Source organism: Mangrovimicrobium sediminis (assembly GCF_004745945.1).
GTDB lineage: Bacteria > Pseudomonadota > Gammaproteobacteria > Pseudomonadales > Halieaceae > Mangrovimicrobium > Mangrovimicrobium sediminis.
On the sequence record NZ_SRLE01000001.1, the window covers coordinates 306,865 to 326,505 of the forward strand.

13 protein-coding genes are annotated in these 19,641 nt (G+C 66.6%); 7 read left to right on the top strand and 6 right to left on the bottom strand.

The features are described 5' to 3' along the window. Nucleotides 1–18 precede the first annotated feature (18 nt). Both E4634_RS01345 and E4634_RS01350 read right to left on the bottom strand, forming a co-directional pair. Nucleotides 19–1,776, bottom strand: coding sequence for an ATP-binding protein (locus E4634_RS01345; RefSeq protein ID WP_135440795.1), 1,758 nt, complete (start codon nucleotides 1,774–1,776; stop codon nucleotides 19–21). A 230-nt stretch (nucleotides 1,777–2,006) separates the two neighbouring features. Then, nucleotides 2,007–3,653, bottom strand: coding sequence for an ATP-binding protein (locus tag E4634_RS01350; RefSeq protein ID WP_167854714.1), 1,647 nt, complete (start codon nucleotides 3,651–3,653; stop codon nucleotides 2,007–2,009). Nucleotides 3,654–4,033: 380 nt separating this feature from the next. Between E4634_RS01350 and E4634_RS01355 the strand changes: the two genes are divergently transcribed. The 3 genes from E4634_RS01355 to E4634_RS01365 all read left to right on the top strand — a co-directional run bounded on the left by E4634_RS01355 (nucleotide 4,034) and on the right by E4634_RS01365 (nucleotide 9,778). Beyond that, the gene (locus tag E4634_RS01355; RefSeq protein WP_167854715.1) at nucleotides 4,034–5,143 is read left to right on the top strand and encodes a CoA transferase; all 1,110 of its coding nucleotides are present in this window, start codon (nucleotides 4,034–4,036) and stop codon (nucleotides 5,141–5,143) included. Between the two features lie 152 nt (nucleotides 5,144–5,295). Continuing rightward, on the top strand, nucleotides 5,296–8,286 hold the full coding sequence (locus tag E4634_RS01360) for a DUF11 domain-containing protein (protein ID WP_135440798.1): 2,991 nt from the start codon (nucleotides 5,296–5,298) through the stop codon (nucleotides 8,284–8,286). Continuing rightward, nucleotides 8,249–9,778: an amidohydrolase family protein gene (locus E4634_RS01365; RefSeq protein WP_206046752.1), complete on the top strand. Its 1,530-nt coding sequence runs from the start codon at nucleotides 8,249–8,251 to the stop codon at nucleotides 9,776–9,778. The genes E4634_RS01360 and E4634_RS01365 overlap by 38 nt, the downstream gene beginning before the upstream one ends. A gap of 148 nt (nucleotides 9,779–9,926) precedes the next feature. On the opposite strand, the gene E4634_RS01370 is transcribed toward E4634_RS01365, so the two are convergent. Next, a complete protein-coding gene (locus E4634_RS01370) occupies nucleotides 9,927–10,829 on the bottom strand; it encodes an enoyl-CoA hydratase/isomerase family protein (protein ID WP_206046753.1) in 903 nt (300 codons plus the stop codon). Between the two features lie 86 nt (nucleotides 10,830–10,915). On the opposite strand from E4634_RS01370, the gene E4634_RS01375 reads away from it, so the two are divergent. Next, on the top strand, nucleotides 10,916–11,755 hold the full coding sequence (locus E4634_RS01375; RefSeq protein ID WP_135440800.1) for an SDR family oxidoreductase: 840 nt from the start codon (nucleotides 10,916–10,918) through the stop codon (nucleotides 11,753–11,755). 994 nt (nucleotides 11,756–12,749) lie between these two features. Here E4634_RS01375 and E4634_RS01380 read toward each other — a convergent pair. The 3 genes from E4634_RS01380 to E4634_RS01390 all read right to left on the bottom strand — a co-directional run bounded on the left by E4634_RS01380 (nucleotide 12,750) and on the right by E4634_RS01390 (nucleotide 16,082). Next, entirely contained in the window at nucleotides 12,750–12,980 is a 231-nt protein-coding gene (locus E4634_RS01380; RefSeq protein WP_135440801.1) for a biotin/lipoyl-containing protein, read from the bottom strand. A gap of 24 nt (nucleotides 12,981–13,004) precedes the next feature. Then, entirely contained in the window at nucleotides 13,005–15,023 is a 2,019-nt protein-coding gene (locus E4634_RS01385) for an alpha-ketoacid dehydrogenase subunit alpha/beta (RefSeq protein WP_167854716.1), read from the bottom strand. A 237-nt stretch (nucleotides 15,024–15,260) separates the two neighbouring features. Beyond that, entirely contained in the window at nucleotides 15,261–16,082 is an 822-nt protein-coding gene (locus E4634_RS01390; protein WP_135440803.1) for an alpha/beta fold hydrolase, read from the bottom strand. Nucleotides 16,083–16,238: 156 nt separating this feature from the next. On the opposite strand from E4634_RS01390, the gene E4634_RS01395 reads away from it, so the two are divergent. The 3 genes from E4634_RS01395 to E4634_RS01405 are packed head-to-tail and all read left to right on the top strand — an operon-like array spanning nucleotide 16,239 to nucleotide 19,583. Further along, nucleotides 16,239–17,396: an alpha/beta hydrolase family protein gene (locus E4634_RS01395; protein WP_135440804.1), complete on the top strand. Its 1,158-nt coding sequence runs from the start codon at nucleotides 16,239–16,241 to the stop codon at nucleotides 17,394–17,396. Between the two features lie 2 nt (nucleotides 17,397–17,398). Further along, the gene (locus tag E4634_RS01400; protein ID WP_135440805.1) at nucleotides 17,399–18,415 is read left to right on the top strand and encodes an LLM class flavin-dependent oxidoreductase; all 1,017 of its coding nucleotides are present in this window, start codon (nucleotides 17,399–17,401) and stop codon (nucleotides 18,413–18,415) included. Between the two features lie 13 nt (nucleotides 18,416–18,428). Next, on the top strand, nucleotides 18,429–19,583 hold the full coding sequence (locus E4634_RS01405) for an epoxide hydrolase family protein (RefSeq protein WP_135440806.1): 1,155 nt from the start codon (nucleotides 18,429–18,431) through the stop codon (nucleotides 19,581–19,583). Nucleotides 19,584–19,641 lie beyond the last annotated feature (58 nt).

Consider the following 19,641-nt stretch of genomic DNA (forward strand, 5'->3'; position numbering starts at 1 on the left):
TGAGGTGTGCCCGGGTGACTAGCCCGCGCGACGCTGGGCGAAATCCGGCAGGTAGCGCAGCATCAGCGCGGCGAGGTCCCTGAAGTCGAAGGGTTTGGTGAGAATCTCGGTCATGCCCGCATTGATGCAGCGGTACTTGTCCTCGGCCAGCACGTTGGCGGTCAGCGCGATTACCGGTACCGCCTCATTGCCCGGCTGGGTGCGAATCTGGCGGGTGGCCGCGTAGCCGTCCAGGTTGGGCAGGTGGCAATCCATGAACACCAGGTCGTAGCGTCGGTCGGCGCACATCTGCACGGCCTCGACACCGTCGCGCGCCACGTCGGCGCTGATGCCGATGTGGCTCAGGGCCACACAGGCGACCTTGCGGTTGACCTCGTTGTCCTCCACCAGCAACACGCGCGCGCCGTCGAAGGCGTAGTCGCGGAAGTCGGGGGTGGCCGGCCGCTCGGGCACCACAGGGTAGTGCCGGGTGTCCTTTTCCAGCGGCAGGCGGAACCAGAACGTGGACCCGCTGCCGGGCTCGCTGTGCACACCGATCTCACCACCCATCAGCAGAACCAGTTGCTTGCAAATACTGAGGCCCAGGCCGGAGCCACCGTAGCGGCGGGTGCTGGAACTGTCGGCCTGGGTAAAACGCTCGAACAGGGTCGACTGTCGCTCGCGGCTGATGCCGATGCCGGTATCGCGCACGGACCACTGGATCACGTCGTGCCTGTCATCCACGCTGGAGACGTCCAGAGACACCTCGACAACACCGCTGTCAGTAAACTTGATCGCGTTCCCCACCAGGTTGACCAGCACCTGCTGGATTCGATAGCCGTCACCGAGATAGCTTGGCGCAGATGCCGGGCGCTCGGGAATCCTGAGCTCCAGGGCCTTGTCCGCGGCCATCTGCCGGGTGACCTGATCCACCCGGTGCAGGCAATCCCAGACATCCAGGGACAGCGACTCGATAACCAGGTTGCCCGATTCCATGCGCGACAGGTCCAGCACGTCGTCGATAATCGCGCGCAGCGAGCCGGTGCAATCGAGGATCGCCTGTACCTGTTCCTGTTGCGCCGCATCCAGCTGCGTGTGCAGGAGTGCGTTGGCCATACCCATCACGCCGTTCATGGGCGTGCGGATCTCGTGGCTCATATTGGCCAGGAAATTGGATTTAACCCGGGCGAGGCTGAGCGCCTCGCGCTGGGACTGCTCCAGCTGGCGCGCGGTCTGCTCGGCCTTTTCCTTTTCCAGCTTGACCTCGAGGGTGCGTGCGTGAACCAGCGCCTCGAGCTCATCGCGGTAGCGCGCGAGCGCCGCCTCCTTGGCTCGCTGCTCGGAAATATCCAGCACGTAGGCGAAGATGAACTCCTGCCCGTCGAGTTCAAAATAGTGGCTCTTGATTTCCACCGGGTAGACGTCGCCGTCCTTGGTCCGGTGCTGGGTGTCGAAGTGCAGGCAGCGATGCCGACGCAACTCCTCGAGGTGGGTCTCCCACAATTCAGGGGTCAGCAGCGGGTTCCACTGCCAGGCGCGCAGCCCGATCAATTCCTCGCGCCGGTAGCCCAGTCGCTCGCAGGCGGAGCGGTTAACGTAGACCACCTCGGAATCCGGGCGCATCCAGAACACTTCGTCGGCGGCGAGTTCCACGGAGAGCTGGCACAATTCAAGGCTGTTGAAGACCGGCGAATCCGGTCGCTGGTCGGACCCGGCAGGGTGGCCGGCGGGCAATACCCAATCGGCGGGCCTGAAGGAATCCTCGCGGTAGATGGCGAAGTCTTGGCTGGTTTTCACTTGGTCGAATTCATCCCTGGAACTTGTTTGCAGACAAGTCGACTGCGTCGCTTACCGCGAGGCTCGCCCACGCATTCCGCCAAACAGCGGGCTACGTACTGGCCTGGACAAGAGTCGTACCCGTATTAATACAGGGTAGTCGGCGGCAGGGAAAGCCCTAGTTCATGAAAAGCCGAGAGTCAAAGCACAATGTGTGATTCAACTCGCATTTCGGGCAGCAATGAAGGCCCTTACTCTGCCCGACGCCGGGCGAACTGCGGCAGGTGATGCAGGAGCAGCGCCGCGAGGTCCTTGAAGTCAAAGGGTTTACTCATGAAATCGGTCATCCCGGCATTCTCACAGCGGTAGCGCTCGTCGGCCATGGCGTTGGCGGTCAGCGCCACGATAGGCACGGTCTCCCAGCCGGGCAGCGCGCGAATCTGCTGCGCCGCTGCGTAGCCGTCCAGCACCGGCATGTGGCAGTCCATCAACACCAGGTCGTAGGTGCCGGCACTGCACATCTGCACCGCTTCCAGGCCGTTGGCGGCAACGTCGGCGAGGACGTCCACGTGCCTGAGCGCGACGGTGGCCACCTTCTGGTTGACGTCGTTGTCCTCCACCAGCAGGACGCGCGCGCCGGCAAAGGAATAGTCGCGAAACCGGGTGATCGGCTCCGGTTCCGCCTTGTTCAGGGCGCAGGCCGTATCCCTGGCCAGCGGCAGGCGGAACCAGAACTCCGCGCCGGTATCGACATCGCTGCGCACGCCGATCTCACCGTGCATCAACTTGACCAGTTGCTTGCAGATGCTCAGCCCCAGGCCGGAGCCGCCGAAGCGCCGCGTGGTCGAGCTGTCGGACTGGGTGAAGCGCTCAAACAGGGTTTCGTGCATGTCGGGGTCGATACCGATACCGGTGTCACGCACGGAGATTTCAACGTTGTCGGTCGTCGCATCTAGCGGGGTGAACCGCACGTCGACGTAGACGCCGCCATGTTCCGTAAACTTGATGGCGTTGCCCACCAGGTTGATCAGGATCTGCTGTATCCGGTGGGGGTCGCCCAGGTAGGGCTGCACCTGCGGTGGACGCGGCGGAAACTCCAGTGCCAGGCCCTTGTCCACGGCCATCTGCCCGGTGGCGTTTTTCACCTGCGCCAGGCAGTCCCACAGGTCCACGGAGATAGCCTCGACGGACAGCTTGCCGGATTCGATCTTCGACAGGTCCAGCACGTCGTCGATGATCGACTTGAGCGACTGCGTGCAGTCGAGGATCGCCTGCACCTGCTCCAGTTGCTCCGTCGACAGGCCGGTTTGCAGCAGCGCGTTGGCCATGCCCATCACCCCGTTCATGGGTGTGCGGATCTCGTGACTCATGTTGGCCAGGAACTGGGCCTTGACCCGCGCCAGTCCCACGGCCTCCTGCCGCGACTGCTCCAGTTCGCGGGCCACCTCCTCGGCTTTTTCCTTCTCTTTTTCGAGGGCCAGCGTACGCTCGTGCACCAGCGTCTCAAGATTTTCCCGGTAGCGCTTGAGGGCGTCCTGTTTCTCTTTCTGTTCAGAGATGTCCGAGACATAGGCGAATATGTACTCCTCGCCGTCCAGTTCAAAATGGTGCCCCTTGATTTCAACCGGGAAGACCTTGCCATCCTTGGTGCGGTGGTGGGTGCCAAAGAATATGGAACCCTTGCTGCGAATTTCCGCCAGGAATCCGTCCCAGACCTTGGGATCGAACAAAGGGTCCCAGTCCCACACGTGCATGCCGATGAGTTCTTCGCGGGTGTAACGGAGCTTGTCGCAGGCGGACTGGTTGACGTAGGCGATGGTGGAGTCCGGACGCATCCAGAACACTTCGTCGGCGGCCATTTCCACCGAGAGCTGGCACAGCTCGAGATTGGAAAACACAGCGGGGGCGCGTCGGTGAACTGTTTCTTTCACCGACCCCGGATGCGCTGCGACACCGCCCGAGTTGGGCGTACCGCCACGCGCAGTTGGCGGTTCTCTGCCGGTTTTCATTATTGTCTTACGTCCCTGTATCACGCTTGTGAGTGATTGCAACACACCGCGTCGCGCAATCAGCTCCGGCCTGGTTGCCGTCGGCGGATACGCCAGTTGACTATACGCGAGGCGTACCCCCAATAAAAGTGCGGCCAGGCAGGCATCGGGCACTCGCCCTGTGAAATACTTCGCAGTTCACTCACGGCCCTGCCAACGCACCGGGAATGGGTCGCCGGGAGACGAGCGACGACATGGGAGGGCGCCGGGTTTGCGGGCATAATGCCGTTATGCACGAGGGAAAAACACAGCGCAGCGACGATTCACGCCAAACCGCGACGCCGGACCCGGTGGAGCCGGCCTACCCCGCGCGACTGGTCGGGCACGCCGACAACGCACTGGCCACCTTTCGCACCCTGTGCGGCCGCGATGTTCTGACGGGGATGTGCGGGCGCGACGTCCTCGACGAGCGCATGGCCATCACCGGCAGGCGCCCCCGCGACGGCATGTCGCACAGCGGCGACTGCCGCCTGCTGCCCTGCGCCGATGCGATGCTGGGGGTCAACCTGCCGCGCGAGGATGACTGGGAATTGCTCCCGGCACTCCTGCAGGAGGCAGGCGACTGGCAGTGGGACAGCCTCGCCCGCTGCATCGCATCCAAGCCGGCGGCCCCCCTGGTAGCGCGCGCCCGCGAACTGGGCCTGGCCATCGTCGATGCCACGGCCGCACCGACGCTCGCTGACGACTGGCTGCTGCGTACAACCTGTGGCGAGCCCGCGCTGCGCAACGGCCCTCCGCGTGTCATCGACCTGTCGTCGCTGTGGGCCGGGCCGTTGTGCAGCCGCCTGTGGCAGGCGGCCGGCGCCGAGGTCATCAAAGTCGAGGGCAGCCAGCGGCCGGACGGCGCGCGCCGCGGCTCGGCGGCTTTCTTCCAGCGCCTGAACGCCGGCAAGCAATCGCTGCAACTGGACCTGCACCGGGAGAGCGGACGGCGCGAACTGCGCGCGCTGCTGCACAGCGCGGATATCGTGCTGGAAGCCTCGCGCCCACGCGCCCTGCGCCAGATGGGCCTGGTGGCCGAGGAGATCATCGCCGCCCGGCCGGGCCTTACCTGGGTGAGCATCACCGGCTACGGCCGCGCCGAGCCCCAGGGCAACTGGATCGCCTATGGCGACGATGCCGCCATCGCCGCCGGCTTATCTGCACAGGTCTTCCGCAGCAGCGGCGAATGGCGCGTGGTCGGTGACGCCATTGCCGACCCGCTCACCGGCCTGCACGCCGCTGTGGTCGGCTGGCGCAGCTGGCTGGCCGGCGGCGGCGAACTGCTGGACGTGGCACTGGCTCGCACAGTGCGCCACTGCCTGGCAAGCGACGCCGCACCCGGCGACGCCAAACCGTGACCCACTCCACGTTCTCGACCCTAAGCCCCTGAAAAACTCCGACTTTCTCCCCGCCTGGGGGCGGCTAGCAGGTATGATTCCCGCCGAGTAAAAATCGCCGGCCCGAAATTGCCGGCACCAACAAGCCGTTGATAAAAGGCCGACCAGAACCCATGCGAAAATCCAACCTGCGCCCCTTCAACCAGCTGCTCCTGCTGGCCGGACTCACTCTGCTCGGCGCCGGGCAGGCACTGGCCGAGGGCAGCCGCGAACTGCACCCGGCGAGCTATCCCGCCGGCGGCGCCCGTTCCAACCTCGACATCCAGCCCGGCCAGCGCTACCTGGACAGGGTAAAGCGCGTCGGCTTCCTCTACGTGTATGCCGAGGCCGGCGAGTACATCGCGCTCGGCTCCAGCAACCGCGGCAACGGCGACAGCAGCGACGGCGACATCCTGGTCTACGACCCGCAGGACTTCGGCATCCCGGGAGATGAAACCCTGCCCGGTTCCGCGGACTTCAGCTGTACCAACGGCACCACGGCATCCGGCAACCACAGCGCGGGCAGCTCGCTCGGCTATATCCCCAGCCGCGCCGCGGAACTGGCCGGCGCCAACAGCGCGGACAACAGCACCACGGTCACCGACGGCTACGCCCCCTGCGCCTACCAGGCGCCGGTCACCGGCATTTACGGCGTACTGTTCGGCGCGGCCAGCAGCGGCGGCGGACCCACCGGCAGTGTTGCGACCACCGACCGCAGCTCCAACACCGTCGCCGCCTGGGAAGTCTCGGTGCGCGCCGCGGCGGGCAGCGTGAGCAATATCCCGGGGCGACTGTACAGCTACGCCTTTATCGGTTTCACCGGCGGCAATGACCGGCCGGTGTATTCCAGCCTCTATTACGTGACGCGCGACGGCTACCGCTATCGCCAGGACCTGCGCGGCCTGGACCCGAACGGCTACCTGCTCTACGCCAACACCTTCGGTTTCCTGGATAACGGCGAGCCGCTGTACAAAACTATTCGCGGCAACAACGCCCAGGTCAGCAACCTGCCAGCGGGTGTCACCGCACCCCCGGCGGAATACCCGATTTTCTTCAGCGATATCGCACCCGGCCAACCGGCCGCCAGCGAAGCGGAGAAAATCCTGCAGGCCCTGAGCATCCCCCTGGTGCCGCCCTCGCCGCAAATCGCCAACGTACAGTTCCGCGGTCGCAGTTCCGGCACCACGACCACCACCATCGGCGTCGGTGGTACCTTCAGCTTCACCACCACGGACACGGTCAGCTACCAGATCGTCATCAGCCGCGATGGTGTCGATTTCGACCCGGCCAATCCCGCCAACCGACAGCTCACCGGTATCGCCTTCAGCGGCTCGCACGAAGTGACCTGGAACGGGCTGGACAACGACCAGCTGCCGTTCCCGGCACGCCCGGAGCCCTATGCGTTTCGCGCCTACGGTCGCAACGGCGAAGTGCACTTCCCGATCGTCGACGCCGAGAACAACGGCCGCGGCGGCGTGGTCGGTGGCGGACCTACCGTGGTGCGCCTCAACGGCAGCAGTCCCGGAGACACCACGGCGTTCTTCGACGACCGCGGCTATGTCACCAGTTCCGGGGTACCGGTGGGCGACTTGAACGGCCTGCTGTGCGGCGCGGCCACTCCCGCCCCCGCCTCCCCCGCGTACAATCTCGTGGGCGTGGATTCGACCACCGTCTACCGTCGCTGGCAGGATGGCAACAACGCCAACTCGGACTGCAACAGCTCCGCGGGTTGGGGTGACGCCAAGGCGGTCAACCTGTGGACCTACTTCCTCACGCCGCCGCACTCCGCGGACCTGTACATCGAGGGCCTGCCGGTGGACCTCTCCACCAGCGTCACGGTGACAGCGCTCGCTGAGCCCGGCGATCCGGTACAGGGCAGTGTCAGTTTCGCCAACTACGGCATCAACCCGGCCAGCGGTGTCACCTACCAGTTGCAGCTGCCCGCGGGCCTGGGCAGCGTCAGCTTCAGCAACCTGCCGGCGGGCGTTTCCGCCAGCTACGACAATGGCAGCGGTGTGGTCAGCTTCAGCGGCCTGCCGACCACCCTGGCCAGCGGTGAGGCCTACACCGGCATGGTGTTCACCTACACCGCGCCGGCCAGCGGGCCGCTGCCGGTGCAGTCGAGCATCGACACGACCTTGCTGGACTATGAGCCGATCAACGATACCGCGAGCGCCGTCACCGCGATCGGCACCGTGGACATGCAGGCCCGCGTCAGCGGCGTGGCCGCCAGCGTGGAGCCGGGCAGCGCAGTCTCCGGCAGCGTCGAGTTTTCCAACCTCGGCGTGGACGATGCCATCGACCCCACCTACACCATCCAGTTTGGTGCCGGTGCCACCATTCCCGCCGCCGTCCAGTTCAGCAACCTGCCGGCCGGGGCCAGCGTGTCCTACGACGCCAACACCGGCATCGCCACCCTGCTCGGCATGCCGGCGACGGCACCCGCCGCGGCCTACTATTCGCTGGACTTCAGCTTCGAGGCGCGCGCCGCCGAAGGCGAGACCATGACCATCACGGCGCAGGTGGGCACCGCCTCCACCGATGCCAACCCGGCCAACGACACCGATGCCGCCGAGACCGTGCTGGCCTACCCCCCGTCGCGGCGTATCGACGTCACCGCCAACGCGGTGTGCGTGAACGACACCCCCTACCTCGAGTACAGCATCACGCCGGTGGGCTTCACCCCGGGCAACCTCGCCACCGTCGAGTGGCTGGGTTCGGATGACAGCACGGTGCAGACGCTGGTTGACCAGCCGCTGGACAGCGGCCTGCTGCTGTGGCCCGGCGCCGCGGTTGACGGTAGCGGCGAACCGACGGCCTGGCCGGGCTGGGAGATGGTCGCTGGGCAATGGGTCGAAGTGCCCTCGCTGGTACGACCTACCGCTACCGTGCGCTTCTCGGTGAACCCCAGCGCGGAGGTCAGCGTGGCCTACCCGCCGCCCACCGAGGCCTGCAACGCCAACCCGCCGGGCACGATATCCGCCGCACCGGGCTTTGGCGGCGACGACGCGCAGGCCATCCCCACGCTGCCGCTGCCGGCACTGATCTCCCTGCTACTGGCCCTGGGCGGACTCGGCGCAGCGCGCCTTGGCAGCCAGGGCAGGGGCGCGCGGCAGCAAGACTGACGCCCTACCCTGCCGCGCCGCTGGACATCGCGCCCGGCGCCAAGGAAGATCACTGTCCCGGCCAGCACCAGGACAGGAGACCCAGGCCATCAGCACGCTCATCACCCGCGCCCGGCTGCGCGATGGCCGCAGCGCCGACCTGCGCATCGACGCGGGCAGCATCGCGGCTATCGCGCCGGCGCTCGAGCGCACTGCCCACGACACGGTGATCGACGCCGCCGGCGCGCTGCTGATCCCCGGCCTGCACGATCACCACATCCACCTGGTGGCCCTGGCCGCCGCCCTCACCTCCCTGGACTGCGGTCCGCCCCGGGTAGCCGATGCCGACGCTCTCGCAGCAGCGTTACGCGCCGCGAACAGTGAACCGGGCACGTGGTTGCGCGGTATCGGCTACCACCCCTGCGTCGCCGGCGACATTGACCGCGACTGGCTGGACCGCCACATCCCGGACCGCCCGGCGCGCATCCAGCACCGCGGCGGACGCCTGTGGGTGCTCAACAGCCGCGCGCTGGAGGCGCTTGAGCTAAAGCCCGGCGATGCACCAGCGGGACTGGAACTGCACGAAGGCCGCGCCACCGGGCGGCTCTACGAGGCCGACGTCTGGCTGCGCCAGCGACTGGGCGGACGCCTGCCGGACCTCGCGCCCGCCAGCGCCCTGCTTGCCGCCCACGGCATCACCGGGATCACCGACACCACGCCGCACAATGACGCGGACACCTGGGCGCGTTTCGCCCGGGCGCAACGCGACGGTGTCCTGAGCCAGCGGGTGCGCATGATGGGCGGCGTATCCCTTGCCGGTTGCATCGACAGCGCGATGCTCCAGCGCGGCGAATTCAAGGTACACCTGCTGGAATCGCAGCTGCCGGACTTCGACGCGCTGTGCACAGACATTGCCGCGGCCCACGCCGCGCAACGCGGCGTGGCGGTGCACTGCGTGACTCTCACCGAACTGGTATTCACCCTGGGCGCCCTGCGCGAGGCCGGCGTGCGCCCGGGGGACCGCATCGAACATGCTTCGGTAACGCCGCCGCAGCAACTGGACGAGATGCGCGCGATGGGCCTGCGCGTGGTCACCCAGCCGCATTTCATCGCCGAGCGCGGCGACCAGTACCGCGTGGATGTGGAGCCAGGGGACCGCGACTGGCTCTATCGCGGTGCGGGTTTCCTCGACGCCGGCGTACCCCTGGCAGCAGGCTCCGATGCGCCCTTCGGCAGCGCCGACCCCTGGGCCGCGATGCGCGCGGCGGTGCAACGCACCACGGCCGCGGGCGAGCTGATGGGTAGTGGCGAGCAGCTCACACCGGAGCAGGCGCTCGCGCTGTTCCTATCCCCACTTTCACAGCCGGGGGCGGCGCCGCGCGAGTTGCAAGCCGGCGACCCGGCGGATTTATGCCTTTTGCACCTGCCCTGGGAAGCCGTGCGCGACGAGCTGGACTGCAGCGCGGTGCGCATGACCTGGCGTGGCGGTGAGGTGACCTATAGCGCGGCGTGAAGCGCCAGGCCATTGCGGCTTTTACAGTTGGAGTTCTGCGCTTCGGGATTCCGATTACACGTTGCGCGCCAGGGCTACGGGCTAGAGCTGCGGGCTGCGGGCTGCGGGCTTCGGGCTTCGGGCTTCGGGCTTCGGGCTTCGGGCAGTATCAGCCCCGCTCCGCGATGCTGTCGATCAACCCCCACTCCAGCGCGCGGGCGGCGTTGATCTTGCGTCCGGAGAGTACCAGCCACGCGGTGCGCTGGCGGCCGATACGACGCGAGATACTGACGCAGCCGCCAGCGCCGGGAATCAACCCCATGCCGAGTTCCGGCAGCTGGAAAAAACTGCGCGGCTCTGCACTCAAGCGCCCGGCAAAGGCCGGCAACTCCATCCCCGAACCCAGGCAGGCGCTGTGCACGTGGCAGTGCACGCGAGCGGCACAGCGCGACAACAGGCGGCCGGGGCTGCGCACCGAGCGCACATAGTGAGCGGCGGCGCTGTCCGGCGCCAGGCCGAACTCGCGCAGCTCGCCGCCCACACTGAAACAGGCACCCCGTGCGCTCAGTTCCACGCGCTCGATACTGGCATCCAGTAACACCAGTTCGAACAGTTCCACCAGCGCGTCGCGCATCTCCACGCTCAGGGAGTTGCGGCTGGCCGACCGGTTGAGTTGCGCGAACACCACATCGCCCTCGCGGCTGACCAGCACCGCCGGACCCTCGCCGCCGGCAACCAGTTGCGGCGCGTCCTCGCGTGCCGCCAGCCAGGTGCGATGCTCGGCGCCGGCCTGCAGGGTGGCGTAGGCCATCGACTCGAGGTCCAGCGCGGACTCCAGCGGCAATCGCTCGATCGCTCGCAACACCTGCACCAGCACCAGTGCGGCACGCGGATTGCGTTCTATACCGGCGACCAATGCATCGGCCGCGGCGCGCTCGACAACCACCACGTCGGCGTTCGCCGTCGCACCCTGGCCCACCGCGATCACCGGCTGCGGCTGCTGCAGCAGCCAGCCCGGCTCCGCGGGCAGGGCGGCGATATCGACGATGCGGTAGGGGGAGTAATCAGACATATATGGATACTTTTTAAAAAACGCAGTGTAACGCCGGGCGCCGCCGGTACAATACTGACGAACCATAATTACTCGAGGAGTCCAGCATGTCCGCATCATCCCGTCCCCGTCTTCTGGTCACCGGCGCCACCGGCGGCATGGGCGCAGCCACCTGCGTCGCCGCCATCGCGCAGGGCTACGACCTGCTGCTGGCCGACCTCAACAGCGAAAAGCTGGAGGCCTTCGCACAGCAGTGCCGCGACCAGGGCGCAGCTGCGGACTGGGTGGTGGTGGATGTCACCAACGAGGAGCACGTCGCCGCGCTGGTAGCGAAGGCACAGGACGGCCGCCTGGACGGTATCGTGCACACGGTGGGTCTCTCCCCGACCATGGCCAGCGGCGAGCGCATCATCGACGTCGACCTGATCGGCTATATCAGCGCGCTGGAGGCCCTGCGCCCGACCCTGAGCAGTGGCAGCTGCGCGGTGTGCATCGCCTCGATGAGCGCGCACATGGTGCCGCCCAACCCGCAGATCGAAGCGGTGCTGGCCAACCCCCTGGCACCCGACCTGCTGCAGCGGGTGGCGGAACTGCCGGGCACGCCCCTCTCGGACCCCAACGCGGCCTACCCGTATTCGAAAAAAGCGCTGATCCAGTACGTGGAAGGCCGCGCGATGGCCTGGGGACGCGAGGGCAAGCGACTGGTCACGATCTCGCCGGGGCTCATCGATACGGCGATGGGCAAGCAGGAGGAAGCCAACGACGGCGGCGCCAACTACGCGCGCATGGAGCCGCTGATCTCGCTGCAGCGGCATGGCCAGGCTGAAGAGATCGCAGGCGCTGCGATGTTTCTGGTGTCGCGGCAGGCTTCCTATGTGACGGGGTGCGATATTCTGGTTGATGGCGGCTTTGTGGGGAGTATGCGGCAGATGCAACGGCAGGCTTGATTGGGGTCTGCGTCTTTGGCGGAACTTTCGTGAAATGAGCTTTTCTGGGGTTTGGGTAGCGGTGGTCGGCATGCGCGATGGTGAGCTACCCCCGACGCTCCAAAAGCACAGTCGCGGCGGGGGTAGCTCACCATCGCGCCTGCCTTTTGCCGGTGTTACTCAACCGGTGATCGCCCGCAGATTCCGGGGGGCTTCGAGGGTTGCCGGGAGACCCGCGGGCGGAACGCCCTCAAGATCGCGCCCCTCCGGGGTACCCTCAGTCGGTCGGGAGCCTTAAAGCGCTTCGCTGTCTCGCTCCACGCCCTCGGCGCGTCTTTTGCGAGCGTTCCGCCCGCCCGTCTCCCGGCACTTGCGTCGCGAAACGGTGGGTTTTGCGATTCACGAAATCTGCGCGTTTACTACTTGGAAATGACGATTGTCGGCGCCTGGATTGCGGGAGTCAGTTGCTTGGTGCCTTGAGTAAACTTCTCGCGGCCAGCTCCGCTCGAAACTCGAAACTCCGAACACTCAGTCTCGCGCGATGCGAGGACTGGCAGCGCGGTTGTTGGCCGCGGAAATCACGTCTGGCGCCGAGGGCGTGGAGGGAGACCGCTTGCGGGCTCCCGACCAACTGAGGGCACCGCGGAGCGGCGCCAGACTGGAGCGGCCATCAAGCACGCTGCCAGGCCGTCTGTAGCACACTGGGCCGGCAGCAATCCTGCAAGACAGAGATTAGATCAACAGCCAGTAGCTTCAGCACTTCCAGGGTGAGTGAGCTTTTCGAACCCTGGAAGTGCTGAAGCTACTGGCAATCACCAGGACGCATAGCTTCCAGTGAACCAGCAATTGGCCACGAAAAGATTAGGGTCAGAGTCAAGACTCTGACCCCGGGCCGAAACACGTAGCTTCTGGCCAATGCTTAAACGCACAGCCTTCTGGAAAGCAAAAAAAAGGCCTGCTATTGCAGGCCTCCTTCCGACGCCGAGAGCATCGGCGCCTGTAGCGGAAATGTGGTTCAGGAGATCTCGCCGATCTCGTGGCCCACCGGGTAGGTTTCGCCCGCTGCCGCGCTCTGGGTCAGGGTGCCGGACTCCGGCGCCTCGATTTCCTGCACGGATTTGTCCGTTTCCAGCGAGTAGATCGGCTGGCCGGCTTCGACGGTTGCACCGTCGTCGACCAGCCACTCGGCCAGGGTGCCCTCGGTGGTGGACATTTGCAGTTTCGGAATGGTCAGTTTGGTTGCCATGGTTGGTTTGCTTCCCTCGAAGTGCTATTTGACGATGTCACGGACGCGCGCGGCGATGCTGCCCACATTGGGCACCTGCGCAGTCTCGATGGTCTTGGAGTAGGCGATCGGCGCGTAGGCGGCGCCGAAGCGCGAGGCCGGTGCCTTGAGCTGGCCGAACAGGGTCTCGTTGATGGTGGAGGCGATCTCCGCGCCCAGGCCGCAGAACTCGACGGCGGCGTGCACAACCAGCGCACGGCCGGTCTTCTCGACGGAGGCCAGGATGCGGTCGTAGTCCAGCGGCAGCAGGGTGCGCAGGTCGAGGACCTCACAGCTGATACCGTCCTTCGCCAGTTCCTCGGCGGCCATCAGGCACTGCATGACCTGCCAGCCATAGGTGATCAGGGTGATGTCGGTGCCCGGGCGCTTGACCTTGGCCACGCCCAGCGGGATGCGGTAGTCGCCCACCGGCACTTCTTCCTTGAGCGCGTAGGTCAGCATCATGGATTCCATCTGGATGCACGGGTCGTCGTCGAAGATACAGCTCATGAGCAGGCCCTTGGCTTCGGTGGGCGTGCTCGGGTAGACGATTTTCAGGCCAGGTTGATGCAGCAGCATCGCTTCGGTGGACTGCGAGTGCTGGGCACCGAAGCCGCCGATACCGCCGCCGGCGATCATGCGCACGGTCATCGGCACGTGGGTGGTGGCGCCGGACATGTAGCGCTGCTTGGCGGCGTGGTTGGTGATCTGGTCCATGCACACGCCGACGAAGTCAGCGAACATGATCTCCGCCACCGGGCGCATGCCGACCAGCGCGGAGCCGGTGGCACAGCCGATGATTGCCTGCTCGGCGATCGGGGTCGGGCGGATACGCTCGCCCCACTTGCTCTGCATGCCCTTGAAGCACTTGAACACGCCGCCGGGGTCGTCGCCGATGTCCTCGCCCAGGCAGTAGACGTTGTCGTCCAGCTGCATGGACAGGTCCAGCGCGTCCTGTACGGCCTCGAACATGGCCATCTCTTTGGTCTCGCCGGTGAACTCGGGCTCGGCGGCGCGCTGGGTGCGCTGGCCGCGCACCGGCACCACGTCCGGGTCGCCGTAGACGTCGAGCAGCATTTCGTCCTCGCCCGTGACTTCACTGGCGAGGCCGAACTCGACGGCTTCCTTCACTTCCTCGGCGTTGGCCTTGTCCATGGCATCCAGCTCTTCTTCAGTGCAGATGCCCGCCTCGATCAGCAGCTTGCGGGTGGCAGGCACCGGCCAGGCTTCCTTCGCCGCGGCCAGTTCCTCCTTGTTCAGCAGGTGGCTCCAGCCGACACCGGCGTGGGGTCCCAGGCGCAGGGTCATGGCCTCGACGAATACCGGGCCGTCGCCATTGCGCACGCTCTCGATGATTTCCTTCATGCCGTTGTAGAAGGCCACCGGGTCGTTGCCGTCCAGGGTGATGCCGCGGAAGCCCAGCGCCTCGGCGCGGGCGGTGAAGCCCTCGCTCGCAGTGTATTCCGGGATCGGCGTGTACTCGCCGATCTGGTTGTTCTGGCACATGAAGATCACCGGCAGCTTCCAGGCGCCGGCGAGGTTCATCGCCTCGTGTACGGCACCGATGCTGGTGGCGCCGTCACCGAAGTTGACGATGGTCACCTTGCCGGTGCCGCGCATCTTGTTGGCCAGGGCGATACCGTTGGCGATCGGCGCGCCGGCGCCGACGATGGCGGTGGTGAGCATGGAGCCGGAGGACGGGTCGGAGATGTGCGGCGAACCGCCCTTGCCCTTGTTCACACCGTCGACGCGTCCAAGCGCCTCGGCAAACAGCCCCTTGAGCGGCACGCCCTTGGCGACCTGGTCGTGGATGCCGCGGTAGATGGTGATCATGGAGTCTTCCGCGGTCACCAGCGGGGCGATGGCGGCGGGGATGCACTCCTGGCCGGTGAGGGGCCAGTAGGTGAACATGAATTTACCGCTGGAGAGCCCGGCCTGGATCGCCTTGTCGACTTCGTGGATACGCGACATCTGGCGGTAAATTTCGCGCAGGGTGTCGTGGTTGATATCAAGGTCTTGTGCCATAGGATCGGGCTCCATCAATACGTCTCCGTGGCGGAGATGTCAGCAGGTCTGTCGAATTCAAGCGGCTGGTAAAAGAGGCCACCTGTTGTCTTCTGGTGGATATTTATACAACAGGGCTGTTCATTATCTACAGGGGTCGTCGCAATGTAAAGACGACGCCGCCCGCCGCGGCCCTGCGCGTGCGTGGCGCCTACTGTAACCGATCTGTTGTGTCAGCCAAAACCCCGCTGGCGCGCCTCACCGGGCGGCGAGAAAACCGGCAATGGTGTCTGCGCTTTCTTCGGCCGCCTCGAGCAGCAGCATGTGCCCGCAGCCATCGAATACCCGGCGTTGCACGGCGGGCGCACTGGCTGCGATGACATCGCCGATCAGCTGGAAATCCGGCAGGTCCAGGGCGCCGTTCAGCAGTAGGGTGGGCACAGCGAGCTGGTGCACGCGTTCGATATCCGGCAGCGCGCGCACGTGCGGGTCGCCCAGCCAGTGCACACCGGAGTAGGCCTGGATCTGCGCGCGCAGCTGCGGCGCAGCGGCGCAGGCGCGCGCGGGGGCAAACAGCGGGTGCTGCCACCAGCGCTCGCGCGCGCCGTCCATGTCGCCGGCGCTGGCCAGGGCGACGATCTCCCGCCAGCGCTCGCGCCATTCGGCGGTCCAGTCCCAGGCGACCATGCCCGGGCTCACCAGCACCAGCGAGGCGACCCGCTGCGGGTGGCGCAAGGCGAAGTTGAGGGCCACGGAACCGCCCAGGGACAGGCCGACGAGATCGACGCGCGCAATGCCGCGGGCGTCGAGTACTGCCAGCAGGTCGTCGGCGTGGTCGTAGGGGGTGTGCGCGTCCCAGCCCGAGCGGCCGAAGCCGCGCAGGTCGTAGCGCAGCGCGGGCGTGTCTGCCGGCAGGTGCTGCCACAGGGCATCCCAGCTGTGCAGGTCGCCGCCGTGGCCGTGTAGCATGACCACGCGCGGGCTCTCGCCCTGGATCTCGCCTCGGCTCTCGCCCCGGGTCTCGCCATAGAGTTCGATGCCGCCCGCGGCGACCTGGAACGCGCTGTTTTCGCTGGGCACTGCGGCCTCCGCCTGCCGGAAAGAGAGCCCAGTATAGAGGACTGGGCGCGCGGCACCACGCCGGAACCGGCCCACGAGGTTGGCGCGCCCGCGTCCGGCGCTTTATGCTTGATGCCCGGTCAAGGCGCTACAAAGCGTCATCGAGGAGGCATCGACTTGAAAAAACGCTGGATTGCACTGGTCCTGCTGCTGTTCCTGGCGGTGGCCGGCTACTGGTTCGCGACGGTACCCGCATCGCCCGTGCCCGCGGGCAGCGCCAGCGCCGCGCGCCTGCAACCCGGCCTCTACGCGGTTGTCGTCGATGACTTTCACGCCGAAGACGCCAGCCGCGCCACCCCGCCGAATCGCGATATCTCCGGACACCCGGGCCGGGTGCTCGACGGCGAGATCTGGCGGCCGCAATCCCCGGCGCAACCCGGGCCGCTGGTGGTCTACAGCCACGGCTTCATGTCCTACCATCGCGAGGGCGTGTACCTGGCGCAGTTTCTCGCCAGCCGCGGCTACACGGTGATCGCCGTCGACTACCCGCTCACCGGCATGGCCGGCCCCGGCGACCCGCTGGTAACCGACGTCGTCAACCAGCCCGGCGACATCAGCTTCCTGATCGACACCCTGCTGGCGCGCAACAGCGACCCGCAGGACGTACTGCACGGCAGCATCGATCCCGGCCGCATCGCCGCGGTGGGCGTCTCCCTCGGCGGGCTGACCACCACCCTGGTCAGCTTCCACCCGCGACTGAAAGACCCGCGCATCCGCGCCGCGGTGTCCATCGCCGGGCCCACCACCCTGCTGGCGCCGGCGTTTTTCACTGATATGCAACTGCCCTACCTGATGCTGTACGGCGACGCCGACGTTATCGTGCCCTATGCCGACAACGCGCTGCCGGTACTGCAAGAGCGCCCCGGCACCCTGCTGGTGACCTTGAAGAACGCCTCCCACGCCGGCTTCGCGCAACCCGCGGCGACCATCATGCGCTTCGTCGCCAACCCGGATACCGTCGGCTGCCGTGCGGTCAGCTCCGGACTGGCCGAAGAGATGGCCGGCGACACCGCGGCGCTGATCGCCGCCCTCGGTGATGCCAGCGATGGCATCAACATCCATGCGGAACTGCGCGTGTGCACCGATCCGCCGCCGCCCACCAGTATGCCCGCGGCGCGCCAGCACATGTTTACCACACTGGCGGTTTCCGCCTTCCTCGACAGCGTCTTCGCCGCTGACGCACCGGCGCGCGAGGCCGCAAACCAGTTCCTGCGCCAGACCCTGGGCGTGGAGAACGCCGGCGAACTCAGCGTCACCACAACAACAGGACAATAACGATGCAGAACCTCTACACCGCGGTCAGCTTTGACATGCGCGCCCCCGCCTTCGGCACCGCGACGGCGGACCTCTACGCCGCCGCCCTGGAAATGGCCGCCTACGCCGACGATTTCGGCATCGACCGCATCGGCCTGATGGAGCACCACGCCTCGGAGGACGGCTACCTGCCCACGCCCTTCGTGCTCGGCGGCGGTATCGCCGCGCGCACCCGGCAGTGCCGCATGACCCTGGGCGCGGTGATCCTTCCGCTGCACGACCCGGTAAAAATCGCCGAGCAGATCGCCGTGCTCGACCTGATGAGCAACGGCCGCCTCGACGTGATCTTCGGCGCCGGCTACGTGGAGGCGGAGTTCAACATGTTCGGCGTGTCCCTGCGCGAGCGCGGCAAACTGCTGGACAAGGGCCTGGAGATCATCACCCGGGCGCTGGACGGCGAGCGCTTCGAGGTGGACGGCCGGACCATCTACGTGCGCCCCCTGCCGGTGCAGGAACCGAAGGACATCATCCTGGTGGGCGGCGGCGTGCCCGCCTCGGCGCGGCGCGCGGCGCGCTTCGGCCTCGGCTTCGGGCCGATGCGCCGCGATCTGATTCCGCTGTACGAGGAAGAGTGCCGCAAGCTCGGCCGCGAGCCCGCCAAGTACTACGCCCCCTCGCACCAGCTGCCCCTGGCAATCCACCTGAGCGAAGACCCGGACAAGGGCTGGGAGCAGATCAAGGCCCACGCCCTGCACGTGGTGCGCGAGTATGCCAAGTGGGCGGAGCAGGAACCGAATTCCAACTCGCCGTTCAAGGGCCTTACCGACGAAGCGGCGCTGCGCGCCTCCGGCCTGTTCGCGGTGTGGACGCCGGACGAACTGGTGCAGCGCGCCGCGAACATCGAGCCGGGCGCGACCCTCGGCATCCAGCCCCTGCTCGGCGGTCTCTCCCCGGACGTGGGCTGGAGCAGCCTGGAACTGTTCAAATCCTGCATGCCGCGCCTGGCCGAGTTGCGCCAGCAGCGCGCCGCCAACGCCTGAGACAGGGGGAATCATGGACGCTTTCGAGATCGCCATTCCCGACGCGGAACTCGAGGACCTGCGCTACCGCCTGGCGCACACCCGCTGGCCCGACGACTTCGCCAACGACGACTGGCGCTACGGCGTCAACGCGGACTACCTCAAGCAGTTGGTACAGCACTGGCTGGAGCACTACGACTGGCGCGCCCGCGAGCGCATGATGAATGCCCTGCCCCAGTTCCGCACCGAGATCAACGGCGTGCCTGTGCATTTCGTACACCAGCGCGGCAAGGGGCCGAAGCCGATCCCGCTGATACTCAACCACGGCTGGCCCTGGACGTTCTGGGATTTCCACAAAATCATCGGCCCGCTCACCGACCCGGCCGCCCACGGCGGCGACCCCGCCGACGCCTTCGACATCGTTGCCCCCTCGTTGCCGGGCTATGCGTTCTCCACGCCGCTGCGCAAGACCGGGGTGAACTTCTGGAACACCGCGGACCTGTGGGTGAAGCTGATGCAGCAGCTGGGCTACGAGCGCTTCGGCAGCCAGGGCGGCGACTGGGGCTCGTTCCTCTCCGCGCAACTGGGACACAAGTACGCCGAGCGCCTGATCGGTGTACACCTGCACACCCCGGCACCGCTGCACTTCATGAGCGGTCGCGGTTACCCGAAAGAGGACTTCAGCGAGGACGAGCAGGACAAGGTGCAGAAGATGCGCCGCTTCGCCATGGGCGAGACCGGCTACATGGCGCTGCAGCAGACCAAGCCGCAGACGCCGGCGGTCGGCCTCAACGACTCCCCCGCCGGCCTGCTCGGCTGGATCGTGGAGAAGCGCCGCACCTGGAGCGACTGCGGCGGCGACGTGGAAAGCCGCTTCACCCGCGACGAGCTGATCGACACGGTGATGCTGTACTGGGTAACCCAGAGCTACCACAGCTCCGCGCGCTTCTACTACGAGGGCGCCCACGACCTGTGGCAGCCAGCCCACGAGCGCAGCCCCTGCGTGGAGGCGCCGACGGCGATTGCCATCCTGCCCGGGGAGATCACCTACCCGCCGCGCAAGTTCGCCGAGCGCTACTACAATCTGCAGCGCTGGACCGAGTTCCCCGAGGGCGGGCACTTCGCAGCCATGGAAGTACCGGAGTTGCTGGTGGAGGACCTGCGGGCGTTTTTCCGCGACAAGCGCTGAGCAGCACTGCCAGTGCGCCCGCCTGCGCGGTACCGTGGCTGGCGGCGGGAAGAAAGTG